19 protein-coding genes are annotated in these 23,677 nt (G+C 31.6%); 8 read left to right on the plus strand and 11 right to left on the minus strand.

Annotated elements, in window-relative coordinates; genetic code table 11:
• Nucleotides 1-12: 12 nt before the first annotated feature.
• On the minus strand, nucleotides 13-3,075 hold the full coding sequence (locus tag OIU80_RS02195; RefSeq protein WP_264285457.1) for a SusC/RagA family TonB-linked outer membrane protein: 3,063 nt from the start codon (nucleotides 3,073-3,075) through the stop codon (nucleotides 13-15).
• A 565-nt stretch (nucleotides 3,076-3,640) separates the two neighbouring features.
• The gene (locus OIU80_RS02200) at nucleotides 3,641-6,406 is read right to left on the minus strand and encodes an alpha/beta hydrolase family protein (RefSeq protein ID WP_264285458.1); all 2,766 of its coding nucleotides are present in this window, start codon (nucleotides 6,404-6,406) and stop codon (nucleotides 3,641-3,643) included.
• A 1,084-nt stretch (nucleotides 6,407-7,490) separates the two neighbouring features.
• On the opposite strand from OIU80_RS02200, the gene OIU80_RS02205 reads away from it, so the two are divergent.
• Nucleotides 7,491-8,147 carry a ribonuclease HII gene (locus tag OIU80_RS02205; RefSeq protein WP_264285459.1) on the plus strand — a complete coding sequence of 219 codons (657 nt, stop codon included), beginning with the start codon at nucleotides 7,491-7,493 and terminating at the stop codon, nucleotides 8,145-8,147.
• A 204-nt stretch (nucleotides 8,148-8,351) separates the two neighbouring features.
• On the opposite strand, the gene OIU80_RS02210 is transcribed toward OIU80_RS02205, so the two are convergent.
• Nucleotides 8,352-9,305, minus strand: coding sequence for a bifunctional helix-turn-helix transcriptional regulator/GNAT family N-acetyltransferase (locus OIU80_RS02210; protein ID WP_264285460.1), 954 nt, complete (start codon nucleotides 9,303-9,305; stop codon nucleotides 8,352-8,354).
• 301 nt (nucleotides 9,306-9,606) lie between these two features.
• Between OIU80_RS02210 and OIU80_RS02215 the strand changes: the two genes are divergently transcribed.
• The 5 genes from OIU80_RS02215 to OIU80_RS02235 all read left to right on the plus strand — a co-directional run bounded on the left by OIU80_RS02215 (nucleotide 9,607) and on the right by OIU80_RS02235 (nucleotide 14,164).
• A complete protein-coding gene (locus OIU80_RS02215; RefSeq protein ID WP_264285461.1) occupies nucleotides 9,607-9,900 on the plus strand; it encodes a DUF3861 domain-containing protein in 294 nt (97 codons plus the stop codon).
• Nucleotides 9,901-9,971: 71 nt separating this feature from the next.
• A complete protein-coding gene (locus OIU80_RS02220; RefSeq protein WP_264285462.1) occupies nucleotides 9,972-10,757 on the plus strand; it encodes a hypothetical protein in 786 nt (261 codons plus the stop codon).
• 316 nt (nucleotides 10,758-11,073) lie between these two features.
• On the plus strand, nucleotides 11,074-12,171 hold the full coding sequence (locus tag OIU80_RS02225; RefSeq protein ID WP_264285463.1) for an MBL fold metallo-hydrolase: 1,098 nt from the start codon (nucleotides 11,074-11,076) through the stop codon (nucleotides 12,169-12,171).
• Nucleotides 12,172-12,193: 22 nt separating this feature from the next.
• Nucleotides 12,194-12,988: a helix-turn-helix domain-containing protein gene (locus OIU80_RS02230; RefSeq protein WP_264285464.1), complete on the plus strand. Its 795-nt coding sequence runs from the start codon at nucleotides 12,194-12,196 to the stop codon at nucleotides 12,986-12,988.
• Between the two features lie 234 nt (nucleotides 12,989-13,222).
• Nucleotides 13,223-14,164: a proline dehydrogenase family protein gene (locus tag OIU80_RS02235; RefSeq protein WP_264285465.1), complete on the plus strand. Its 942-nt coding sequence runs from the start codon at nucleotides 13,223-13,225 to the stop codon at nucleotides 14,162-14,164.
• A gap of 82 nt (nucleotides 14,165-14,246) precedes the next feature.
• Here OIU80_RS02235 and lipB read toward each other — a convergent pair whose 3' ends face one another.
• The 3 genes from lipB to OIU80_RS02250 form a co-directional block, all read right to left on the minus strand.
• Complete coding sequence (gene lipB / locus OIU80_RS02240; RefSeq protein ID WP_264285466.1) at nucleotides 14,247-14,945, minus strand: lipoyl(octanoyl) transferase LipB; 699 nt, start codon at nucleotides 14,943-14,945, stop codon at nucleotides 14,247-14,249.
• Nucleotides 14,946-14,949: 4 nt separating this feature from the next.
• Entirely contained in the window at nucleotides 14,950-15,702 is a 753-nt protein-coding gene (locus OIU80_RS02245) for a hypothetical protein (protein ID WP_264285467.1), read from the minus strand.
• A 90-nt stretch (nucleotides 15,703-15,792) separates the two neighbouring features.
• Nucleotides 15,793-16,521 (minus strand): hypothetical protein, encoded by a 729-nt coding sequence (locus OIU80_RS02250; protein ID WP_264285468.1) that lies wholly within the window; start codon nucleotides 16,519-16,521, stop codon nucleotides 15,793-15,795.
• 287 nt (nucleotides 16,522-16,808) lie between these two features.
• Between OIU80_RS02250 and lysS the strand changes: the two genes are divergently transcribed.
• Both lysS and OIU80_RS02260 read left to right on the plus strand, forming a co-directional pair.
• Nucleotides 16,809-18,509 (plus strand): lysine--tRNA ligase, encoded by a 1,701-nt coding sequence (lysS, locus tag OIU80_RS02255; protein WP_264285469.1) that lies wholly within the window; start codon nucleotides 16,809-16,811, stop codon nucleotides 18,507-18,509.
• Between the two features lie 89 nt (nucleotides 18,510-18,598).
• A complete protein-coding gene (locus OIU80_RS02260; protein ID WP_264285470.1) occupies nucleotides 18,599-19,258 on the plus strand; it encodes a hypothetical protein in 660 nt (219 codons plus the stop codon).
• A gap of 250 nt (nucleotides 19,259-19,508) precedes the next feature.
• Here the strand turns inward: OIU80_RS02260 and OIU80_RS02265 are convergent, their stop codons facing one another.
• The 5 genes from OIU80_RS02265 to OIU80_RS02285 all read right to left on the minus strand — a co-directional run bounded on the left by OIU80_RS02265 (nucleotide 19,509) and on the right by OIU80_RS02285 (nucleotide 23,594).
• A complete protein-coding gene (locus tag OIU80_RS02265) occupies nucleotides 19,509-20,126 on the minus strand; it encodes a hypothetical protein (protein WP_264285471.1) in 618 nt (205 codons plus the stop codon).
• A gap of 69 nt (nucleotides 20,127-20,195) precedes the next feature.
• On the minus strand, nucleotides 20,196-21,221 hold the full coding sequence (locus OIU80_RS02270; RefSeq protein ID WP_264285472.1) for a 2-hydroxyacid dehydrogenase: 1,026 nt from the start codon (nucleotides 21,219-21,221) through the stop codon (nucleotides 20,196-20,198).
• Nucleotides 21,222-21,334: 113 nt separating this feature from the next.
• Nucleotides 21,335-22,267 carry a glycerophosphodiester phosphodiesterase family protein gene (locus OIU80_RS02275; protein WP_264285473.1) on the minus strand — a complete coding sequence of 311 codons (933 nt, stop codon included), beginning with the start codon at nucleotides 22,265-22,267 and terminating at the stop codon, nucleotides 21,335-21,337.
• A 136-nt stretch (nucleotides 22,268-22,403) separates the two neighbouring features.
• Nucleotides 22,404-22,649, minus strand: coding sequence for a hypothetical protein (locus tag OIU80_RS02280; protein ID WP_264285474.1), 246 nt, complete (start codon nucleotides 22,647-22,649; stop codon nucleotides 22,404-22,406).
• Nucleotides 22,650-22,673: 24 nt separating this feature from the next.
• Entirely contained in the window at nucleotides 22,674-23,594 is a 921-nt protein-coding gene (locus OIU80_RS02285) for a DUF4274 domain-containing protein (protein ID WP_264285475.1), read from the minus strand.
• Nucleotides 23,595-23,677 lie beyond the last annotated feature (83 nt).

Here is a 23,677-nt window from a genome sequence, read left to right on the forward strand (position 1 = left end):
ATTTATTTTAAATTAAAAGCTTACTCGTAGACTCATTATGAATGATTTGCTACCAGGATTGTTGAAATAATCTAATCCATTAATTTTGGAACCCGCTCCAGTTAAACTCGTTTCAGGATCTACTCCTTTGTAGTTAGTATTTAGCCACAAATTTCTCCCTGTTAGCGATATTTGCGCGGCACTTATTAAAGGAAATTGTTTTACATTAAAATCATAGCTAATAGTTGCATCACGTAGTCTAACCCAATTTACAGTTTCTACTGCTTCTTCTGCAGCTCCACCACCATCACCAAGATATTTTTGAAAATATTGTTGTGCTGATATTTCTTTAGTATTTGGAGTACCATCTTCTTTAACTCCTTCAATCACATAAGTTCTTTCTCTGTCTGCTGAGGCTTCAGAAACACCTATATTGTTCAATCTAGCTAGTGTACCATTGTAAACTTCTCCACCGTATCTGATATCAAACAAAGCTGATAAAGTTACTCTTTTGTATGAGAACGTGTTTCTGATACCACCAGTCCATTTTGGAGCTGAAGTTCCTAAATTTCCTATTTCATCAGCCACTATAGCTAATCCATTGCTTCCAATTACTTTTTGTCCATTTTCATCACGTTTCCATTTCGTTCCATAAAAACTCCCTAATGGTTGCCCTTTTACAGCGTAATATCCAATTGATGAAAAAGCACTTTCTATAGAAATTTCGGGTAACCCACCAGAAATATCTGTAACTTTATTTTCGTTTTTAGCCCAGTTTAAATTAACATTCCATTGGAATGGATTGCTTTTTTTAAAAATATCGTAGCCAATTTCTAGTTCAATTCCTTTATTAACTAATTCAGCAGCATTTTGATATTGTGCAGCGAAACCAGATGATTGTGGTAACGGCACATCAATCAATAGATCTTTAGATGTTTTGTAGTATAAATTCAAATCTATCGCTAAACGATTGTTTAAAAATTTAGTACTTAATCCCAAGTCATGACCTAGTACTCTTTCTGGTTTTAAATCAGGATTAGATAGACGGCCTTGTAAAGCCATTCCATTTATTCCATTGTAAGGAAAACTTAAACCATTTGTAAAACCATCAGTCATGAATGGTTTTGTATAAACACTTACGGTACGATATGCAGCTGGCGCAATACCTACTTCTCCATATCCATAGCTTAATTTTACGAAATTTGCCCAATCAAAAGTATTTGATGCAATCCAAGAAGCGGTTCCTGAAGGGAATATAGCACTTTTTACATTGTCACCATAAGTAGATGCCCATTCCTTACGGATTGTACCTGATAAGAAAAGCTGATCTTTAATATCGAAATCTACTTGTGCAAAAAGGGCTCTTGAAATAGTATTTTCTTCTACGTTAGAAGCATACAATTCAGTCGCGTTCCCTAAATTATATACCGCTGGTACAGAAAGACCTTTCCCTCTTGAAAATACATCTAAATATTGATTAGAACGTAAATTAAGACCCGCAGTGTAGTTAATTTTTATCCATTCTGATTGCATTGGTAATAAACCTGAAGCAATTAAATCTCCGTAGTAATCTTTGTTAGTGATGCTATTAAAAGCAACCTCGCCGATTCCATTTAAATCGTCACCATTTGATGAAACTGCATATATTTGTTTACGAGCGTCTGAATAAGTGTCAATACCTCCTTTGGCAGTTAAAGACAACCAAGATGCATGATTGTATGATAAGAAGATATTCCCTAACACACGATTTACATCACTTGTAGCAGGGTTTTCATTTACTGTAAAGTAAGGATTGTCATATCCAGAGAAATAGTTGGTATTGTTTCCAAACTCATCTTTATAGCTTCTTAAGTCATAGTTAATAGGAGAACGCATTAAACCTAACATCACACCAGAAGCATTGCTACCGTTTTGAGCCAAAGTATTAGTAGTATGAGTATATTGCATACTAGCTCCTGCTTTCCAATTGTCACTTAATTTTAAATCCCCAACAAGTCTTAGTGTATTTCTTTTTAATCCTGTTTCAGGAATCATTCCTGTTTGGGTAACGTTACCATAAGAGGCTCTAAAGGTAGCTTTTTCATCTCCTCCGTATATCGAAATGTTATTAGTTTGAGTAATACCCTCTTGAAAGAAATTACGTGGATTGTCGTAAGTTGGTAGACCTAAAGATGCCGCAGATGGTCCCCAGCTTATTGGAGTATTTGTTATGTATTCTGGAACTCCAGCTTTGTCATAATTACCTTGAACATATTTATTTTGTCTTGCAGGTAATTGACTTACTTTATCTATACCTAACGAAGTATTATAATCAATACCTAAGCCTTTTCCTTTTTTACCTTTCTTAGTAGTGTAAATGATAACACCGTTACCAGCTCTTGCTCCGTATAATGCTGCAGCAGCAGGTCCTTTAAGAATAGCCACACTCTCGATATCATCAGGGTTGATATCTAATGCTCTGTTTGAGTTGTTAATTCCAGATAAGTTTGCATTAAAAGGGTTGTCACCAGCACTAGTTTGAGTTGTAGTATTGTCAATTGGAATTCCATCAACTACGATTAGAGGGTCACTTGTACCTGTAATAGTATTTGTTCCTCTAATAATAATTTTACTAGAAGCACCAGGAGTTCCTCCAGATCCAATGATTTGTACTCCAGCAGCTTTACCTGCTAATGCTTGAAGAACGTTTTGCTCTCCAGATTTAGTAATTTCATCTGCTGATACTTTAGATACTGCATAACCAAGTTTTTTCTCTTCTTTTTTAATTCCTAAAGCCGTAACAACTACACCTTCTAGTTCTACAGAGTCATCTTTTAATTTAGCATTAACAGTCGTGCTGCTAGCTACGATCTCTTGGGTTTTCATCCCAATGTAACTAAATATCAACGTTTGACTTGGTAGTGCTTTGATCGAATATTTTCCATCAAAATCAGTTTGTGTTCCAGTTTTTGTTCCCTTAACCAATACACTTACACCCGGTAAAGGCATTCCTGAATTATCGGTTACAACACCCGAAACAGCTCTTTCCTGTGCAAAAGAAAATTGCATGGTCAATGCTGCTAATAATGTTAATACCCATGTAAATTTTACTTTCATGTTAAATATTTTATAATTAATACCCAACAAAACAAATGAAAATTTCTTACATTAACAATTAAATAATTACAATTAAGAAAAAATTCCTACTTTTATTTTAAATTTAAAGAGTAAATAAACTACAAAACACACAGGCAAAGTACATTACCAATAATTATGATTAAAAACCTACGGAGGTATCATCTTTTCAATTTAACAAGAAACAAAATGTTAATTCTTTAACATTCTCCAATTAAAGGAATTGATTCTTTATTTAATAGCATTTTATAAGTCTTAATTGCTATTTTATCTGTTTTTAGAAAACTTATACTATATTATTTCCAAAAAAAAAACTGCCCAAAATTTTTGGACAGTTTTTATGATTTATTATAATTTAAGCTTCTTTAATTTTACTATCTAAAGCTTTATTACATATATGAATCACAATCGGTTAGAGTTTTTCCGCGCTGATCGTAAAATTCTAAAATCAGCACAAAATTCCTTAATAAGTCATTTTTATTATTATACAAATTAAGGGGCTATTACCAATATAAATTAGGTCTATAAATTATATTTATTTCCTTTTTTAGTATGCTTTATTACTTTCTTTTTCAAGATTTGATCTTCCCTTAATCATCCATTCTGGAGTTTTTTCTCCTTTTAGATAATGATCAAAAAATTGTTTCATTCTAGTTGACAAATCTTTTCTGTTGCCCCAACTGTCAGCTTTAAGATTGTGCGGTTCTCCATTATAATTTAACATCCATACTGGCTTATCTAAACGTCGTAATGCTGTAAAATATTCAATTCCCTGATACCATGGCACTGCTCCATCATTATCATTATGCATCATTAACAAAGGTGTTTGTACTTTATCTGCATAAAACAAGGGAGAGTTTTTTATGTATGCATCTAAATTACCCCAAATAGTTTCGCCTATTCTGCTTTGCGTATGTTCATACTGAAACATTCTACTTATACCTGTCTCCCATCTAATACCTCCATAAGCGCTGGTCATATTACTAACTGGCGCTCCTGCCATAGCCGCGGCAAACATATTTGTTTGCGTTATAAGATATGCTGTTTGATATCCTCCCCAGCTTTGTCCCTGAAGTGCTATATGTTTTGCATCGATTGATGGAAACTGTTTTATCATATTCTCCACACCGCTCACAATACAGTTGTAGGCGCTCTCTCCCGGAAGACCCTTTTTATAAATAATATCTGGAACAAAAACAAAATAATCATTACTAGCGTATAACGTTCTGTTAATTGTAGATCTACTAGGCTGAGGAGCATAATGACGGTGATACGTATCTGAACTCAACTCATAAAAATACACTACCATTGGGTATTTTTTATTAGGATCAAAATTCTCTGGTTTGTACAATAATCCTTGTAAACTAATTGCATCATTATTTTTCCACTCTACCAAACTTACTGATCCCCACTTATAATTTATTTGTTGTGGGTTTGCTTTTGTTACTTGCTCAGGAGATTCAAAATCCGTCGTAGTCACCCAAATATCAGGATACTGCTGATAATTTTGTCTGGTATAAAAAATAGTTTTACTATTTTTTGATTTTTTTGGTGCTGTAAAAAAATAATCTCCTTCTATTATGACAGTAGGTGTTTTTTCTTTGTTAAAATCTGAATAAACATATCCTACTTTTTTAGTATTTTCTTCAAAAACTGATAACAAAACTTGTTTTTTAGTATCTATAAATTTCTCCTCATTATCTATCTGAAGATATCGATATACCTTTTTAGTTTCTCTTCCGTTTTGGGTTATTCTTTTTGGTTGTATTTTTGATTCGGTATCAAATTTCCATATATCATAACGATCGTAGATGTAAACCGATTTATCTCCTTCTTCCCAACCAGCAATACCGTATGGAGAAGGCTCATTAGGCTGATCATTTCGCTCATCATACCAAGCCACATTTACCCCTTTGGTCAATGGCTTCTGCTGATTGGTTTTTAAATTAATAGTATAATAAATACTATCCTTTCTGTTGTAGTAAACAGCATACTTTTGAGAACCTCCAAACCATATCTGCTCTTGTTCTTTAATCATTACGCTTTGTTCTCCTGTATTAAGATCAATTTTATAAAAATCTTTTATACCTAAAGCGTTCCATGAAGAGGCTCTTTTATAAGATTCATCATCTGCTCCTAAAACAAAATTTCCATCTCCGTTATTTAATACTGTAACATCAGGAATTATCTTACTCGCTAACTGTACTGCTTTGTCTGAACTAAAATCATATACTGCCTGATACGTTCGGTTTTTTTCTTTTTTACTATTTACAATCTGTTCTGGTTGTAATTCTTTATCAGTCCATGCCCAAATATCTAATGTTGCACGTTCTTTATTTAATAAAGTATCTTTAAGCTTTTCTCCTTCAAATAAAGCATTTCCAAAAAACAATCTCTTTCCATTTGCTGAAAAAAATAAATTCCCTTTATCTGAATAATTCCAATTCTCAGGAAGGTTTTTAATTCTGTTCGTTTTTAATTCTGTCAACTCCGATTTCGTTCCTTTATACAACTTATATTTTTTAATTTTGGTTGTATCGGATGAAAAAAGGAATCCTAACTTTTCTCCCTTATCTTCTATAGCAATCTTTGTTATTGTCCCTTTTGAATTAAAAATAGTATCTGTCTTTTTAGTCGTTGCATCAAAATATAATAAGGCCGATGCAATTAAGGAATCTTTCTTTTTTTCTGAATGAAGCAATAATCTATCTGCTTTTTTAGACCAGCTAAAGCTTTTTATATTCAAAAATGCTATACTATCTTTATGTATAGGGTTATAAACTACTACTAGAGTATCACTCTTTGCTTTTGATTTTTTGTCTGCTCCTGTAGAATCTTTTGATTTTACTGTTTTCAGTATTGTTTTATACGCCAGCCACTCCCCTCCTTCAATAGGCTGACTGAAGCTATTTAGATTTGGATATTTTTTTATCTCTCTGGTTTTAAACACATAGATTCCCAAAGAATCAACTGGTAGTTTTTCCTTTTTTAGTTTCTTAGTTTCTGCCTTTCTTCGTACTGCTATTTCTGGCTTTATTTTAAATGATACAAACGTACTTTTTCCATTAATTTGGGCATCGTAGCCTCTCGGAATTGTATCTGATGCTTTCGTTTTAACATTAACGACAACAAGCATACCATCTCCATTTCCTGGATTATATTCATATACCAGATAAGCACCGTTTTCAGATAACTGTGCTTTTTCTATTTGTTTCCAATTATCAAAATCATCTACATTAAGTGATTTTTTTTGTGCAAATGAGGCAATTGCAACAAAAAATAAAGAAACAAGTAAATACATTTTAAACTTCATAATTCTATTTTATTAGGGATAATTCTAGTTCAATAATTCAACTATTCCTCGTAAAACTACATAAATAATGTACATTCCACAAACCCCTCTCTACAGAATTATTTCAACCTTAAATTATAACAAAACAAAAGCTACAACATCACAGCTATAGCTTTAGCATTTTATTTAAAATCAAAATTCGTTTTGTTTTTCATTGCAGGATTTTGGGTAATGAATCAAATGTGTTGGCATCTAATTGTTTCACATAAAATTGGTGGAGAATCAACTATTTATAGTATTATCACAATTAAAAATAAGGCAGCCGATTACTATAGTTTTAGCAAATAAAATCCTCCTCGAAGTATTCTTATGAAAAGCTGCACAAAAGTCTCTGCCTTTGCGCAATTTTTTTATGCTCTTATAAATTGTAAACCCGATAAAAATTTACCGACTTCGCACCCGCAAACTCAAAATAAGAATCGCTAAAAACGTTCTTGAAATTCTTGAAGAAAATAAACTCCAACAAATCAATAATTTAATTTCTTCTTAAAGAACAATAAGACTGTAGCATAAATCTGGGCTATTGATTGTAATATAGTAATAAGAGCATTTAAAGGATGAGAATTAAACTCTTCTTTTATAAATGATGGAAATGCATTAATACCAAAAATAATTATAACGATTAAAAGATATTTAACCCAGGAAATTTCAAATCTAATTAGTAAACCCAAAACGAAAATAATAGAAATAACAATTACACTTGTTATTGTAGCTGATTTCGACAAAAGTATATCAGAGGATAATAAAAAATTAATTAAACCAAGACCTGCAGAAATAAAAAATAAATTTGATGATTTAATGTAATTTAGATTTGAAGAAATTCTCATTGTAAATTTTATCAAGAAGTTATAGTATGTTAAGAAAGCAAGAGATAAAAGTAATAAAAAATACAACTAAAATAAATTTAAAAAAGAGAATGAAAATTGGGAAATGTGATACCCCGCTCTCCTAACAGTTCTCATAAAAAATGATACGGATAATTTCCCCAATCATACTCTTTGTTGCTTTCATAAAAATTTATAATATTTGTGATTAAAAATAAAGTATGCTTCAACTCAATTTTTCAGGATATAATTTAGAATCGGGAACCGACGAAGCTGGTCGTGGCTGCCTTGCTGGACCAGTAACTGCTGCTGCAGTAATTTTGCCACCTAATTTTGAGAATAAAACGTTAAACGATAGTAAGCAATTATCTGAAAAAGCGAGAGAAAATCTTAAGCCTATAATCGAAGAACAGGCTATTTCATTTGCTATTACTCATTTGCATCCCAACGAAATAGACGAAATTAATATCCTGAATGCATCGATGAAAGGAATGCAGGAATGCATCCTGAAATTAAATCAAACTCCTGAATTTATTATTGTAGATGGTAACAGAATGCTAAATGCAAAACTGGGATTAAAAAACACTACTGGGAAACAATTCTCACAAGAAGAAATCGAATTATTAAAATCTATACCTAACCAGAGTATTATAAAAGGCGATGCTAAATTTTTGAGCATTGCTGCCGCATCTGTTCTTGCCAAAACCTATCGCGATGAATATATGAACAAGATTCATGAAGAGTTCCCAATGTACAATTGGAAGAAAAATAAAGGATATCCAACCAAGGAGCATCGCGAAGCAATTAAGAAATATGGTCCCACTAAGTACCATCGAATGTCTTTTAGGTTATTGCCTGATCAATTGGAGTTGTTTTAAATTAATTTCTTTATAAATCAGACTTCACTTTTATCATTTCGCCTAACATAGCAGGAACAGCCGCAATACCACTTGTTAATGCAGCTTTGGCTACTGCAAAATTTAGCGTATCAATTTATGTCTCCCGCTTATTAAGTATAAATCCTGATATAAGCCAGATTCATTTTCTGTTGGTGGCCCATGTTTATAGTCCTTTTTGTAGTATTACTTTAACTGAAGTTCCATTTGGATATTACAACGTTCATAAGGCGTTGGGCGCCCTACCACTTTGCTAAATCCTAACTTATGATAAAGATTAATTGCTGGTTTTAAAATAGTATTGCTTTCCAGATAAATTTTGGAAGCTCCTAGTTCTTTTGCTGCATTTGTAACAGCCTGACCAAGTAACCAGCCAATATTTTTTCCTTGACACTTATTCGAAACAGCCATTTTTGCCAATTCAAAATCATAGTCAGGATCATTCATTTTTATCAAAGCACAAACACCTACAGGTTCATTGTCATAAAGCGCTACAAATATCTTTCCTCCCTTGTCCAAAATATATTCTTTCGGATTATCCAAAGCCTTATAATCAGCTTCTTCCATTTTAAAATAAGATGAAATCCATTCTTCATTAAGTGCTCTAAAAACCGACTGATACCCGTCATTATACTCCACAATCTGCACTGCACTGCTCTCACGTAGTTTCTTTTGTTCGTTAACTCTTTTAAATAACGATTTCTGCCCTAGCAAAAACTCCCATTCTTCCAAAGCTGCCCATAAATTGTGGTTGGACTCTCCTATCAGATCTTCTACTGCAGCTTCTACATCAATACATTGCAATTTAAGTTTATTCAAAACCAACAAGCCGTATTCAGTTAAAACAATAACATTCTTGCGCTTATCAGTCGTCTTTACGTTTTCCTGAATCAATCCCGCAGCTATCATTTCCTGAACAATTTTACTAACAGATGGCTGTGAGTGACCTATTTCGTTGGCAATTTCGGTTATAGTAATTTCCTTTTCTTCGGAGAGCAAATAAAATACAGGAAACCATTTTGGAATAAAATCTATCCCATGAAGTTCATAAATCTTAGCCGCATCATCGGTTATCATTGTGCTCATTAAACGCAATCGGCTTCCTAGAGCCATCTTACCTACTTTATTAAAAAACTCCATATTATAATTAATTATATAACTAGTTATACAAATGTAATAAAAAATTTTATTGCACAACTAAAATTGATAAAAAACGAATCCAATACCACATTTATCAAAATAGTTAATTGCTGCAATCTCAGAAAAAGCAAGGCTTTAAAACTAAATAATTTGTATTTTCGTTCTACATAAAAATTTCTCAATTAAATATCGGAATACAATTAAATGCTTAAATCTATTTAATTATCCTTCAGTGAAATCAAGCTAAACCTTACTTTTACAAATAGATCTTAGATACTGTGACACTCAAAAAACTAAAATTATGACAAAACGAGCTAATAAATACAAACTTACTTTGGAACAGGTTTCTTTAATGAAAGAAGAAGCAATTTTCTCCCAACCTTTATCATTGGAATTTGAAAATCATGATGAAATTTTTAAAATTATTGATATAATCAAAGAGAAAAACCTTTTTGAAAATGAAAATCAATCTACAGAATTTGCAATTGGATTAAAACTCTTTAGCGAAGTAATGCTCAAAAATAGAAAGCATCCACTTTTTGAGGATTTTTTTCCTGCATTTGGAGAATTCATGAAAAAACTAAAAAGCCAATAATTACATCATAAACAGTAACCGCTTTTTTACCCAACCTCATCTCCCTAAAGCAAACCTTTACTAAAGTTAAAATGATTAAACGAAAATATCCCATTTCAAAAAAGAAAAAAATTGAACCATTTGGAATGAGAAAAGAGTTTTATAAGCGGCTTCTCTATATTGCCCTTTGCATTATTCCTATTGTTGTATTTGGAAACGATAAGGGAACTTTTAGATTAGTTCCTCTTCCGTTTTTCTTAATCGGAATGTATAATTTACTTTTAATCGTAAGCTTTTCACAACTAATAATAGATGATTTTTTTCCTCCTAAAATAGCATTTGAAAAAGTCGCTAAACCATTTGATAAGTTTATGTATTATTTTTCATCTGCTTTATTTTTTGGAAGTTTGGTTTTTCTAATTTTTGAAATAAGAAAAATCGATAACACTATAAATGGTACTCAACTTTTTTGGAGAGCTGGTTTCGCTGGAATTGCTTTAGCCATTTTAGTTACAATAATTTTAAAAATTACAAATCCATCTGTATATTTCGAAAGCAAAAGAAGATATGTAGTTCATTTTGGACTATTTGTCGGGCTATTTTTACTCACAGCAGCCACAACAAGTTTTATAAATCACTTTTATGCAAGTACCACCAAATCTTGTAAAAACTATACAATTTTAGAAAAAGGAACTAGCGGATCACGCAAAAGAGAACACTTTATTCATATAATTACAGAAAACAATACTAAAGAACGCTTTTCTATAAAAAAAGCACTTTATGAAGAACTAACTCAAGGTGGGAAAATTGAATTATGTATGATAAAAGGAAAATTGGGTTATGATTATGTGACGGAATTTAATACAATTAAAAACTAATCCATTTCCCACTCACACAAACAGATAAACCAATAAAAATCAACATATTTGCTTCTATACAAAAGCTAACTTAAAAAAGAGTTGGCTTTTTTTATGCCTAAATACTAAAAGTGAACTTTTGAACAAAGTAAAATTGGACTTTTAAACAAAGTAAGACAGTTTGTTTTGATGCAATTTTGTACCATTAATTAAGATAGTCATAGAAATTTTAATTAAAAAGCGTTGCAACAACAAATAATTTACTTGAATTTGATTCCATAAAATTAATAATAAAACAAATCGAATGAAACGGTTTTTAAAAATCACAAAAAGAATTATGATAACAGTAATAAGCATTTTGGCAATTTTAACCTTGGTTACTTTTTTATATATGATGCATCCCAAATTTGGTAAAGCACCAGAAGGTAATCGTTTGGAATTAATAAAAAACTCTAGCAATTATAGCAATGGGAAATTTCAAAATACCCATGACACACCAAGTCTGACAAAAGGATATAGTTTTAGCGGTATTCTTTATGAACAGCTATTTGGCAACCATCCAAGACGAGAACCTGTTACTTCCATTCCATCAGTAAAAACCGATTTGCACAATCTCTCTCCAGATACTGATGTCTTAGTTTGGTTTGGACATTCGTCTTATTTCATGCAAATAGACGGAAAACGCTTTCTAGTTGATCCCGTATTTAGCGGAAATGCTTCGCCGCTGCCAAGAACTGTAACAGCATTTAAGGGAACAAATGACTACACTGTAGATGATTTACCTGCAATTGATTATTTAATTATTAGCCACGACCATTACGACCATCTTGATTATGAAACCATAGTTGCTTTAAAATCGAAGGTAAAAAAAGTTATTTGTGGTCTTGGAGTTGGAGGACATTTTGAGCGTTGGGGATATCCCGCAGATAAAATAATCGAAAAAGACTGGAACGAAACAATTGTTCTAGAAGATGGTTTTAAAGTGCACACCACTCCAGCCAGACATTTCTCAGGAAGAGGTTTTTCTAAAAACAATACGCTATGGTTATCATATGTTTTGCAAACACCAAATATAAAAATATACATTGGTGGCGATAGCGGTTACGACACCCATTTTGCTGAAATTGGAGAGCAGTTTGGCCCGATAGATTTTGCAATTCTAGAAAACGGACAATATAATTTGGCTTGGGAAGCCATTCATATGCTTCCTGAACAAGTCCTTAAAGCTGCACAAGATTTAAAAGCCAAAACCTTATTTCCTGTGCATTCTTCAAAATTTAAGTTGGCAATGCATTCTTGGGATGAGCCTTTGGAAAAATTATCAACACTTAGTAAAGCTGCTCATTTACCATTGGTAACTCCTATGATTGGCGAAGTAGTAAATTTAAATGATCACACACAAGTTTTTAAAGAATGGTGGAAAGATGTAAATTAGCACTACTTAAATCTAAATTAAGATGAAAATCGCCGAAATAAAATCGTGTCATATTGGTCCTGAAATTTCTCCAGAACAATTTGTTCCAGAACACATCTTCTTATATCTGGCAGCAGGAGAAATTGAGGGTTATGACGGAAATGAAATGCATACCATTAAATCGGGAGATTATTGTATTGTAAGGAAAAATCATCTGGCTAAATACAACAAACAGAAAGACAATGGGCAATTTGAAAAAGTTGTGGTCATTTTTGATGAGTTTTTTTTGACTGAGTTTAAAAAAAATCACGCCATTACAAATGTAAAATCAAACTCTAAAAATGCATTTATTATTCTTAAAAAGGATGTTTTAATACCAAATTTTGTGCGTTCGTTAATGCCGTATTACAATGATGGAGGTGTTATAGATGAAACTTTTTCGAAAGTAAAAAGAGAAGAACTTTTATTAATATTACTACAAACCAATCCAGAGATTTCGAATGTATTATTTGACCAAAGTATTCCCGAAAAATTAGATCTAGAAGCATTTATATATCGAAATTATAAATTTAATGTGAGCCTCGAAAGACTAGCTTACCTAACTGGCAGAAGCTTATCCTCTTTTAAAAGAGATTTTAAAAAAATTTTTAATGATACTCCTAATCGTTGGTTAATGCAAAAAAGACTGCAAGAGGCACATTTTCAAATTGAAAGAGAAAGAAAAAAACCATCTGATATTTATCTCGATTTAGGTTTCGAAAACATTTCGCATTTTTCATTTGCATTTAAGAAACAGTTTGGATACAACCCAACAAGCCTGATAAAAGGAAATTCATAATCCTAATTATCACTTAAATAAGTCTAATTCCATTTACCGAAAATACAATTATGCTTGATTTTTTTTTGTTTCAAGTTTTTTTGTTTCAAGTTTCAAGTTTCAGAAAAACTTAGCATGCCTTGCGTATCTAAACAAAAGGCAAAAATCAGCTAAATCTCCTAAATCTGCGTGCTAGAAAACTTCATTTATCATGAAGTTTTTTCTATATTACAAACACTAAAACAATACATTATAATGGACAAAGATTTAATACTACTTGGAGCCAATGCTTTAAGAAGAGCTGCTATGAACAACAAAGCTAAAGAGCATATACTTTCTAACGAAATATTATTTAGCACTTTAAAAAAGGCAGCAGACAGATATATAGGCGGAGAAACATTAGAAGAAACAATTCTTAAAGTAAAAGAACAAAATAAAGAAGGTTTTAAATGCTCTATGGAATTTATGGGAGAAAATACCCTAACCGAAATAGAAGCTAATGAAGCTACCAAAGAATTTATTAGAATAGCACAAGAAATTAAAAACCAAAAGCTAAATTCGACTGTTTCTTTAGATTTATCTCATATTGGATTATCTATATCTCCTGATTTATGTCTGAACAATTTATCCTCTATATGCCAAGAAGCCGAAAAAAATAATATCGAAGTAACAATTAGTGCCGAAAATGTTGAAATAACAGACGCTATTATTGACATTTATAAAACTGCATCCCAAACCTATAAAAACACTTCAATTACGCTTCAGGCGTATTTGCACAGATCACAAGATGATTTTAAAGAATTAATCCAAGAAAACGGAAGAATACGCATTGTAAAGGGAGCTTTTGATACTCCAGCCAACCTTTCAATTCCAAGAGGTGCCGCATTAGATGAGCGCTATTTATATTATGTTGATCAGCTACTATCAAAAAATCATCGTTGCGCCATTGCAACGCATCACGATTATATCCAGAAAGAAGCTGTAGCACTAATTCAAAATTACAAAACGAGTAATGATGTTTACGAATTCGAAAGTCTATACGGAATCCAAACAGAGCAATTAAGAAACCTAAAAGAACAAGGTTATGCAACTAAACTATACTTTGTATATGGTAAAGAATGGTATTTGTATTTGTGCAACAGAATAGCCGAATATCCTTTGAATTTATTTCAGGCATTGGATGATATCATAAGCTAAACTTACATGAATCTCTCTCAGAGTCACAGAGAACTAAATCTTAAATTTAGCCTCTTTGTGACTCTAAGAAAAATAGAGTATCCTAAACAAATTCAGCTTCAAACAAATCTGTTAAATGTTTTAAAATTTTAGCTTTTACTTCGGCTTCATCAACTTTTTCTACACCAAGCTCTACCTGAAGTGAAGTAACCGCTTTACCTCGAATTCCACACGGAATAATATTATCGAAATAACCTAAGTCAGCATTGACATTCAAAGCAAAACCGTGCATAGTTACCCAGCGTGAAGCACGTACTCCCAATGCACAAATTTTGCGAGCAAACGGAGTTCCTACCCCTAACCAAACTCCAGTTTCACCTTCGCTTCGGCCACACTCTAATCCGTATTCCTGAAGAGTAAGAATAATAGATTCCTCAAGTAATCGCAAGTATTTATGAATATCTGTAAAGAAATTTTCTAAATCCAAAATAGGGTATCCTACTATTTGTCCTGGACCATGATAGGTAATATCGCCACCACGGTTTATTTTATAAAAAGTTGCACCTTTGGCTTCCAGTTGCTTTTCAGACAATAATAAATTGCTCAAATCACCACTTTTCCCCAAAGTATATACATGTGGATGTTCGACAAAAAGAAAATAATTAGGAGTTGGTAAATCAAGTTCTTCTCTCCTATTCTTAATTTTTAAATCTACAACATCCTTAAATAATTCCTCTTGATATTCCCAAGTCGATTTATAATCTTTTTGACCTAAATCTTGAAGTTGGATTTTTTTATTCATTATATTATTTTTCAAACTCTACTTCTAGCGCCATTTTAGTTGGATTTTCCATATAATCGGTAAAAGGGTATTCGATAGTTATCGTTTTACGATCTTCGCTAAATACAGCATTACTATTAGATACTTTTTTCACCTTTTTCGGGAAATTATATTTTAAAATATAAGTCGAAGAAGCAAAAATCATTTTATTCATTCCTAATGAATCAGCTACAGGCTTAATAGTTTCTTTAGGATTTAAAACAACTTTTCGATTAAACTTTTTTCCATCGTAATTATAACTAACTGTACTATTATTACTAAAATTACCATCGAAAGGCAGTTTGGCATCTGATGATTTATTTTTTTCAATATTTTGAATTGCACTCAAGCTTTTCATCATATCCTGAAGTTCGTTTACATTTTTGAAATCAGAGTTTAAATTCAACAAAAACTGATTTTCTGTTGTATTCATCTTCATATTAACCAAAAAGTTTTCTAATTTTTTAAGTTCTTTTTGTTCTTCTGGAGAAAGTTTAGCAATACTATCTTTCTTATTTTTAAACATTTCTTTAAAAGAAAAAGTGGTATCGATCTTTTGTTTTGAATCATTCACTTCATTTCCTAATTGTTCCCCTGCCATCTTCATAAGTGCCGATCCATCCATCTCTAACGAGAATTTACCTGTTCCGCTATCTGTAATATTGATGTTTTCTGTAAAAGTACAACTCGTTAAAGTTGCTAATAAAAAGGAAAAACTAAGAAATTTTAATAGTCTCATATGTAGATTATATTTTTCTTCAAAGATACGAAGTCTATTTAAAAATAGAGAAAGAAAGATGCTAAGTTCTATAGACACCACATTTCTGTTTTATTCTAAAACTACTTCTAGATTAGTACTCGCTGGGTCTTGCAAACAATCTAAAAGTTGAAGCGTAAGTGTTAATGATTTTTTATCCGAACTAAGTATTGCCGCAGCATTCGAAACCGATTTTATCCTACGAGGGAAATTATATTTAAGCGAGTAAGTTAGCGTTAAATCTAAGGAATGGGTTTTGGATTTAAAATCCTTTATTTGGTTTTTGTTTTTTTCAATTTCAGCTTCATTGATAACATTCAAAGTCCGTTTAAAAACTGTTCCATCAAAACTATATTGTACATCAAAAAAATGTTTTTCGGCTGTAAGCGCATAATTATTCTCAAGATCATTTGCATAATCTTCTGTGTTATATAAATTCGGAACAACGTCTATTTTGGTAAAAGGAAATGTAATAATAGTTTTAAATTCCTTGTCAAAAGAACTCTTCTTTACATGCACTTTTACATTTGCATATTTTTGAAATAACTGCTGTTCTGACTGTGTATATTTAAAAAACGTCTCGTTGTACTTTGTAATGTAATCCTGAAAAACATAAGCTGTATCTTTGAATTGTTCTTCTTTTGAATATTTTTCTCCCGCCGAAAGCATATAGCTATGCTCATCTCTAAGCTGAACCACATTGATAGTTCCACTCCCATCAGCATTTAAAGAAATCGTTTCGGTGACTTGACAACTTGTAAAAAGAATTATGAGTAAAAAAAAGGAGAAATATTTTTTCATGTTTTAATTTAGAGCCTTAGAATTTGAATCGCTAATGTACTGAAGTTTTTGTATGAAAAAAGCTATGCCGCAAAGTTTATTATAGAAAAATCACAAAGAAAACACAAGTACTATTTTAACCTGAAACTAGAAACCTGAAACCGTTCTTGCTTCTCTCTTCTCTCACAAAAAACTCCTTATAAAATCGCAATATTTCTCGTTCTGAAAAAACTACAATTATTTTCAAATTTTGAAATTGCCACTTTTTCAAATTTGACTATCTTTGCACACTTAAAAAACAGTATATAATGGCCTTATCTGAACAAGAAATCATCCGAAGAGAAAAACTTCAAAACTTACGCAACTTAGGAATCAATCCTTATCCTGCTAATCTTTTTCCTGTAAATCACACTTCAAAGCAAATTAAGGAGTCTTTTGAAGAGGGTAAGAAGGTTATTGTTGCTGGACGTTTGATGAGTGTGAGAGATCAGGGAAAAGCCTGTTTTGCTGAATTACAAGATAGCGAAGGACGTATTCAATTATATGTTAATCGTGATGTTTTGTGTGAAGGTGATGATAAAACGTTGTACAATCAGGTATTTAAAAAATTAACTGACTTAGGTGATTTCATTGGTATTGAAGGTGAATTGTTTACTACCAAAGTTGGTGCACAATGTATTCGTGTTGACGGATTTACATTTTTAAGTAAAACATTGCGTCCGCTTCCTTTGCCAAAAGTAGATGAAGACGGAAATGTACACGATGCATTTAATGATCCTGAGTTACGTTACAGAATGCGTTATGTAGATTTAACAGTGAATCCTCAAGTTAAAGAAAACTTTATCAAACGTACGAAGTTATATACCGCTATGCGTGGCTATTTTAATGATTCAGGTTATCTTGAAGTGGAAACTCCGGTTTTACAATCAATTCCAGGAGGAGCTTCGGCAAGACCATTTATCACGCATCATAATTCGCTTGACATTCCGCTTTACATGCGTATTGCAAACGAATTGTATTTAAAAAGATTAATTGTTGGTGGTTTTGAAGGTGTATATGAGTTCTCTAAAAACTTTAGAAATGAAGGAATGGACAGAACACATAACCCTGAATTTACTGCAATGGAAATATATGTAGCCTACAAAGACTACAACTGGATGATGGAATTTGCTGAAGGTTTACTTGAGCATTGTGCTATCGCAGTAAATGGTACCAGCGAAGTTACTTTTGGTGAACACCAAATAAACTTTAAAGCACCTTACGCTCGTGTTACAATGACCGATTCTATCAAACACTTTACAGGTTTTGACATTTCTGGTAAAACAGAAGAAGAATTGTTCGATGCTGCAAGAGGAATGGGAATTGAAGTTGACAAAACAATGGGGAAAGGAAAACTAATTGATGAAATTTTTGGAGCAAAATGCGAAGGGAATTACATTCAGCCAACTTTCATCACTGATTATCCTAAAGAAATGTCGCCATTGTGTAAAGAGCACCGTGACAATCCAGAACTTACAGAACGTTTTGAATTAATGGTTTGTGGTAAAGAAATAGCAAATGCTTATTCTGAATTAAATGACCCAATTGACCAACGTGAGCGTTTTGAAGACCAAATGCGTTTGTCTGAAAAAGGTGATGATGAAGCTAATGGTATTATCGACGAAGATTTCTTAAGAGCGTTGGAATACGGTATGCCTCCAACATCTGGAATGGGTATCGGAATGGATCGTTTGATTATGTACTTAACCAATAATGCCTCTATACAAGAAGTATTATTGTTCCCACAAATGCGTCCAGAGAAAAAACAAACTATAGAATTATCTGATGAAGAGAAAGCAATTATACACTTCCTTAAAGAAAACGAAAACAAAATGGATCTTGCACAACTAAAAGTTACAGCTAATTTAAGCGGTAAAAAATGGGACGCTGCAATGAAAAATTTGTCAAAACACGGTTTGACTAAAGTTGCAGTTGAAGGCGAATTTAAATTTGTCGAATTGGTTGGGTAAATTTTATTATTTTATATTTAACAAAAAATCTGCCTTTTAGGCAGATTTTTTGTTTTACATTTATTAGAATTTAATTAAAAACTATCCATATGTGTAGAATTGATTGGGATTTATTATTAAAATTTACTATCCCTATATTAGCCTTTTTTGCTGGTTGGCTTCCTATTTTTTTTGCTGACAAAAGAAGGACTAAAGAATTAAAATCTGAACTTAAATTAAGCAATGAATTTAAAGAAATTGAACTAAACTATAAAAGAGCTGAATTTATTTACAATCAAAAACACCAGGGATACGAGAATCTACTAAAAATAATAAGTAATTATTCAAAAGACACTCGTGATCTAATTTTTGAAGATTTCTTGCTGGTTGTTTTTGAATTTAATTCTAAAAATGATGAATTAAATAATAATGAAATTGAATCTTTTTATGAAAAATTTAGTTCTATTTCAAAAAAGTATAATGATTTATATCAATTATTAAACATCGAAATTCAGCCTTCAATTTTAAATTCATCTGATGAAGTATATGATCTAATTGAAGATGTAAAAAGTAATTATAACACAATTTTTAAAAAATTCACAGATGACTTCCTTCCCAAATTCATGACATTCAGCATTGAAGAAATGGAAAAACATAATTATGAAATAAAAACTTTTTTTAAAAAATATCAATTATCATTTGATCAACTCAAAATGCAAATGAGAAAAGAAATAAAAGAAGAACAAACAAAAATCAATAAATTACACTAAAAGAAAAGTCATAACTGCATCACGCGATTAAATCATATTTCAATGAATAACTTAAAAAAGTATAAAAAACTAAAATTAGAATTTCATCAATTGAGTGCATAAGAAATTACTTCAATAGAAAAAAGCGAAGAAGATTTAGAATGGCTAACAAAACAAGAAAAATCAACCTAATTACAATCACATTTCCGAGAATAAAAGATATAAAAAAAGAGCTTCAATTGAAGCTCTTTTTCTTTGTTTAATCTTCTCTTTAAAAAGAAATCTTCTCGTATTTTTTATTATCTATATCTAAAATTTCAGGAGATTCTGCAGGAACGTCACCTTTCCATTTTTCCTGAACTGAAGGATTAGAAGGGTACTTTCCGTTTTTCATTTTTACATTATACAAAATCCCTTTACTGCTTACTATAAGATCTCGGAATTTCTCTGAAGTACCTGTTCCAACAAAAATAGGAAAATCGGTCACTGTAAATTTGTTCAACAAGCTTCCATCGTTCTTTAAAATAAAACCAGAACATCCTCCTGTTCCACAAAAATAAGGACTAGAAAGACCTACAATATACTCGTCTTTTTCATCATTATTTAAATCGAAAGCATCGTAGTAAAAAAAGCGATCTTCTTTTGTCATTGCTGCCAAATCATTCTTCAATAATACTGTATTTAACTGTTTACGGATCAAATCAATAACCTTAGGATCTGCTATTGCTTTTTTATTATTTACTATTATTGAATCGTTATTATTTTCTGTTTGTACTATTGTATCAACAGTTGCTGAATCTATATCTTTTGCTACATCGGTAGTAGTTTCTTTTTTCTGGCAAGAGTACAAACTAACTATTGCTAAGCCTATTAAAATTGTCTTTTTCATGATTTTTATTATTTTTTACAACCATTAAATTTACAAAAATAAATCATACTACATCCTAGTAAATCCACTCTACACCAACAAAGCCAATTTATTTTGGATTTCTTTTTTTATTAGTAATTCTTTAATATTATTATAGGTTACAAGTGCAATTTGGGTTAAGGCTTCGTTTGTAAAAAATGCCTGATGTGCAGTCACCAATACATTTGGAAAACTCATTAACCGCTGGATTGCATCATCTTTTATAATATCTTCAGAAAGATCTCTAAAAAATAATTTTTCTTCCTGTTCATATACATCAATACCCAGATACCCTACTTTACCTTCTTTAAGCGCTTCAATAACACTTGCCGTTTCTATTAATCCGCCACGGCTTGTATTAATAATCATAACACTATTTTTCATTTGTGCCAATGAGCCTTTGTTTATAATATGCTTTGTTTTTTCGTTTAACGGACAATGCAATGAGATTATATCACTTTCTTTAAAAACAGTATCCAAATCGGTAAATACAACGCCTTCTTTTTCCATTTCGGGATTTATAGTAATATCATAAGCAAGGATTTTACAACCAAAACCTTTTCCTATTTTAGAGAAAGCTTTCCCAATATTTCCTGTTCCTATTATACCTATTGTTTTCCCATTCAAATCAAATCCTAGTAATCCATTCAAAGAAAAATTCTGTTCACGAACTCTGTTATACGCTTTATGAGTTTTGCGATTGAGTGTAAGTATCATTGCCATTGCATGCTCCGCAACGGCTTCGGGAGAATAAGCAGGAACTCTACATACATGAATTCCGTATCGCTTTGCAACTTCTAGATTAACATTATTAAACCCAGCGCAACGTAAAGCAATAATTCTCACCCCTTTTTCTGCCAATTGTTTGATTACCACTTCGTCAACAATATCATTTACAAAAACGCAAATAATATTTGAGCTCTGAATTAAGTTTACGGTATGTTTGTTAAGTTGTGTTTCAAAAAACTCCAAATCAAATCCGAATTCACAATTATGCTTATTAAAAAAAGTTTTATCATATGGCTGAGCCGAGAAAAATGTTATTTTATTCATACCTGCTGCTCTATCTAAATCCATATGGCTCTTTCTTTAAAATTAGAATTGTTTATTCATTAAAATTAAGCAATTAATCGCAAAGTAATTTTACAGGCAAAAAAAAAGAGCTTCGATTGAAGCTCTTTTTTTATATATTATTTTATTTTCTTAACTACAATATGCTTAGATTTTAATTTTTTATCATCCGCATATTTTAGGAGTTGTTTACCTGCCTCTACGTTACGATCAGATGAAAGTACATCTGCTCCATTAGCCACTAGTTTATAATATAACTCATCTCCTTTGGCTGCAGCACTTTTATCAAGATTCCCCATTGTTCCTAGAATACAAGAAATCTTTCGGCTGTGTAAATATTCATACACTTCTGGCGCTGGTTCTTTAGTACCGACAAATGCTATCATTTTATTGGCTTTTACACCTAATTTCTCCAAACGCTCTACATCTTCTTTTCCTCTAGCTGAAACTGATATCATTAAATCTGGTGCCAGCTTAGCAGCCTCTGCTGCTTGTGTTGCATTATAAGTAATAATTACTGAATAAGCCTCTGCTTTGTTTCTTCTTACTGCATCAATAATCATTTGCATCGGAACTCCTTTTTTAATATCCAGGTTATAAATTACTTTGTCTTTACCCCATTGTAGGATTTGATCTAAAGTTTCGATTTTATATGGAGTTACTTTCCCTTCAGTATCTTTTAAGAAAAGCTCTTGTAATTCTTTATACGTATATCCTTCAATTACACCAGTTCCTGTTGTTGTTCTGTCTAATGTATTATCATGCATCATTACCAGAACTGAATCCTTACTCAAAGCAATATCTGTTTCTACAATTGTTGGATTGTACTTTATTGCATTGGCAAATGTTGGTGTGCAATTCTCAGGGAAACCAACTGTTGGTCCACCTCGATGTGCACTTACCAATGGCATTGTTTTTTTAGAATAATTTAAAAACTTCTGTAATTCTTTAGAATTTTTAAATTTTAATAAATATTCATTTTCCTGAGCAAAACCAAAGCTAAAAATGAAAGAAACTAAAACAGCAAACCACAAATTTTTATTCTGAAACATATTATATTTATTAAAATTGGACTGCAAACTTAAGCAATTTCAACTATGTAAGACGTTATTTAAAAGTGAAATTACTATAAACTTCAAGTGCACCTTTCTTTATTATTTACCCCTTAAACAAAATGCTTTTTACCGATTATTTTAAATCTAAATTTCGACCTACATAATAACCTGTCATCATGTCTATTACATCTTCAAGGATATCAATTTCATTAGCTCTTCCCTCCGCTATCAAAAAAGCATCAAACTCATAAAACTCTTTTAAGATAGTTTCCTTGCCAATCCCCTCTTTATTCAAATCGATTGTAAGTTGTCTTAATGATTCTAATGGTAACTCATTTAAAAAAGCTTTCTCTATTCTCTTCGCAATAATTGATTCCATATATTCCGTTCTTTTTAACCCTGCTTATAAATCTTTAAAACTCATATGATCTGTACTAAAAAGCAAACCAATACCGCTATAAGGATCTTTTTTTAAATCGTAAAAATTAGTTACTCCTTCCAAATCTTTATATAAATCGGCAATTATTGTACTTGGCATAAATCCATCAATTGTGTGTCTTATAATTGTATCAGCAAGACAAGTCAATTCTTTTGTAGCGTTTGTTACACCTACATTATTTCCAGTTTCCCAATCCCAAATTATCCAACCCCAATTGTGTTGTTTCTGAACACAGTCCATCCATAAGTAAGACAGGTTATTAATTTTTATCTTTCCTAATTCTTTCCCTTTCCAGTATTCAACACTTTCTATTATTGCTTGAATTGCAATATTGGTTTCACCATAAATAAAATCAGGATTTGAAACCTGAATACTCTTTATAGCATCTTTTATCTTAGTCTCAATCGTTTTTAATTCCTTCTCGTTGGGTTTTCTTAAAAATGCAAACTCAATATCTTGGCGTTCAAAAACAGTTCCTGCTGATTTCTCAAGCATTTCTTTAGGAATACATTTTGTGTTAGAATTTTCATCCAGAAATTCATCTTTAGGATTGAAAGAAAAATTCTCATCCTCATAAAAACCAGCACAATATTTCTCTTCAATTTCTTTTATTAACTTATAAGTTTCATAATTTACATCTTCTTTTATTTCATCCTCATTTTTAAACTTGTAGAAATAATCGGGTTGAAGAAACCAATACAGACAAAGAGCCGTGCCTTTATCACAAATTTTCTGTTTTACAATCCAATTAAAAGGCTCAATTCCATCATCATAATTCCAGTGTTGAACAAACTGATGTAACTCAGGAGCTGTTAATTTCTTATAAGACATTTCGCTATTAACAGCTTTAAGAACCCTATTTTTACTTTTCTTATTAAACTCCATTCTTTCCCTTTACTTCTATCTATTTTAATTTGTTTGATCGCTACACAAATTTAAAAACCTATCCTTATAAACCATCATAATAG

Origin of the sequence: Flavobacterium frigoritolerans, assembly GCF_025847275.1 — a bacterium.
Classification (GTDB): Bacteria; Bacteroidota; Bacteroidia; order Flavobacteriales; family Flavobacteriaceae; genus Flavobacterium; species Flavobacterium frigoritolerans.

Coding starts and splice junctions, on each gene's coding strand:
- OIU80_RS02195 (WP_264285457.1), bottom strand. CDS start 3,075: ATGAAAGTAAAATTTACATGGGTATTAACATTATTAGCAGCATTGACC.
- OIU80_RS02200 (WP_264285458.1), bottom strand. CDS start 6,406: ATGAAGTTTAAAATGTATTTACTTGTTTCTTTATTTTTTGTTGCAATT.
- OIU80_RS02205 (WP_264285459.1), top strand. CDS start 7,491: ATGCTTCAACTCAATTTTTCAGGATATAATTTAGAATCGGGAACCGAC.
- OIU80_RS02210 (WP_264285460.1), bottom strand. CDS start 9,305: ATGGAGTTTTTTAATAAAGTAGGTAAGATGGCTCTAGGAAGCCGATTG.
- OIU80_RS02215 (WP_264285461.1), top strand. CDS start 9,607: ATGACAAAACGAGCTAATAAATACAAACTTACTTTGGAACAGGTTTCT.
- OIU80_RS02220 (WP_264285462.1), top strand. CDS start 9,972: ATGATTAAACGAAAATATCCCATTTCAAAAAAGAAAAAAATTGAACCA.
- OIU80_RS02225 (WP_264285463.1), top strand. CDS start 11,074: ATGATAACAGTAATAAGCATTTTGGCAATTTTAACCTTGGTTACTTTT.
- OIU80_RS02230 (WP_264285464.1), top strand. CDS start 12,194: ATGAAAATCGCCGAAATAAAATCGTGTCATATTGGTCCTGAAATTTCT.
- OIU80_RS02235 (WP_264285465.1), top strand. CDS start 13,223: ATGGACAAAGATTTAATACTACTTGGAGCCAATGCTTTAAGAAGAGCT.
- lipB (WP_264285466.1), bottom strand. CDS start 14,945: ATGAATAAAAAAATCCAACTTCAAGATTTAGGTCAAAAAGATTATAAA.
- OIU80_RS02245 (WP_264285467.1), bottom strand. CDS start 15,702: ATGAGACTATTAAAATTTCTTAGTTTTTCCTTTTTATTAGCAACTTTA.
- OIU80_RS02250 (WP_264285468.1), bottom strand. CDS start 16,521: ATGAAAAAATATTTCTCCTTTTTTTTACTCATAATTCTTTTTACAAGT.
- lysS (WP_264285469.1), top strand. CDS start 16,809: ATGGCCTTATCTGAACAAGAAATCATCCGAAGAGAAAAACTTCAAAAC.
- OIU80_RS02260 (WP_264285470.1), top strand. CDS start 18,599: ATGTGTAGAATTGATTGGGATTTATTATTAAAATTTACTATCCCTATA.
- OIU80_RS02265 (WP_264285471.1), bottom strand. CDS start 20,126: ATGAAAAAGACAATTTTAATAGGCTTAGCAATAGTTAGTTTGTACTCT.
- OIU80_RS02270 (WP_264285472.1), bottom strand. CDS start 21,221: ATGGATTTAGATAGAGCAGCAGGTATGAATAAAATAACATTTTTCTCG.
- OIU80_RS02275 (WP_264285473.1), bottom strand. CDS start 22,267: ATGTTTCAGAATAAAAATTTGTGGTTTGCTGTTTTAGTTTCTTTCATT.
- OIU80_RS02280 (WP_264285474.1), bottom strand. CDS start 22,649: ATGGAATCAATTATTGCGAAGAGAATAGAGAAAGCTTTTTTAAATGAG.
- OIU80_RS02285 (WP_264285475.1), bottom strand. CDS start 23,594: ATGGAGTTTAATAAGAAAAGTAAAAATAGGGTTCTTAAAGCTGTTAAT.